Here is a 1,210-nt window from a genome sequence, read left to right as displayed (position 1 = left end):
TGCCGGCTTCGCCCTGAATGTCATAGGTACCGCCATCGGCGCCAACGAAGTGCGGATCACCCCAGATGCGACCGTTATCGACCTTGATCGGGTCCATCGGCTTTGCACCGCCGTTGTTTCCACCAGCACCCCAGTTGCCACCGCCATTCCAGTTGCCACCGTTGTTGCCGCCAGCGCCCCAGTTGCCACCAACATTGCCGCCGTTCCAGCCGCCACCGTTGTTCGCGCCGCCCATGTCACCATGGTTATGACCGCCGCCCCAGTTGCCACCGGCGTTCCAGCCACCAGCAATGTTGACCGACTGATCGGTGAAGGCCAGCTGCTCGACGCCCTTGAGGTTATCGGTTGCACCGGACTGGTTGTGAATGACAACAGTCAGGTCGCCGTTCTGGAGAATCGTGTAGTCGGCACGGTTGCCATCATAAAGCGCAACGTCATTGCCTGCGCCACCACGAATCGTATCGGAACCGGCACCACCCTTGATGATGTCGTTGCCTTCGCCGCCTTCAATTAGGTCGTTGCCTGCGCCACCAAACTGGATGTCGTTGCCCTTGCCGCCAGCAAGATGGTCAGCACCACCATTTCCGAACTGGACGTTGTTGCCGTCATTGCCCTGAATGTGGTCATTGCCCTGGCCACCATTCTGGGCACCGTTGCCGTGCTGCTTCGGCGGCTGCTTGGCAATTGTCAGGTTGGCATTCTGCTTGAGCGCGTTGCCAAACCCATCAGCCTTGTCTGCACCTGCACCCTGACCGCCGTGATTAGCGTGACCAATCTTATTGCACACCATGTTTTTCTCCTCGGGGCGAAATTGGAAATCTGTGATGGCGGCAAGAATACAGATGAAAACAAGAATATATATTCGCACTGACTACGTATAAAGCTACGTAAAGTTTGATTATATTAACTGATTGTTATTGAATACTAATGGAAATAAGATTAATTAAAGTGAAACGTACAAATAAAATTAACTCCTACTTAACGATAATTCGCAAGCCGGCGAGCAATAAAAAAGAAAGGCCTGCCCGGCATCCCGGACAGGCCTTTTCCCTTGAGATATACGCTCCCCCGCATGAACCGGGGGAGCGCCAAACTCAATTTCAGTTCTTTGCGAACCAGACGTCTTCCGAAAGCATCTGGCCGTTGTTGGCAGTCGACTGCATCAGGGTCTCGCCGCGCTCGTTCACAACGTCGTTGCGCTGTGTCGAGA

General features: G+C 54.3%; 1 protein-coding gene. It reads right to left on the bottom strand.

Annotation, left to right across the window (positions count from 1 at the left end; translation table 11 throughout):
- Positions 1 to 790 (bottom strand): calcium-binding protein (locus F0155_RS23140; RefSeq protein WP_425299997.1); only part of this gene is annotated, 790 nt, incomplete at its 3' end.
- Between the last annotated feature and the right edge of the window lie 420 nt (positions 791 to 1,210).

Origin of the sequence: Roseibium sediminis, assembly GCF_008711325.1 — a bacterium.
Classification (GTDB): domain Bacteria; phylum Pseudomonadota; class Alphaproteobacteria; order Rhizobiales; family Stappiaceae; genus Roseibium; species Roseibium sediminis.
Note: the sequence above shows the minus strand (reverse complement) of the source record. Positions and strands in the feature narration are given on the sequence as shown.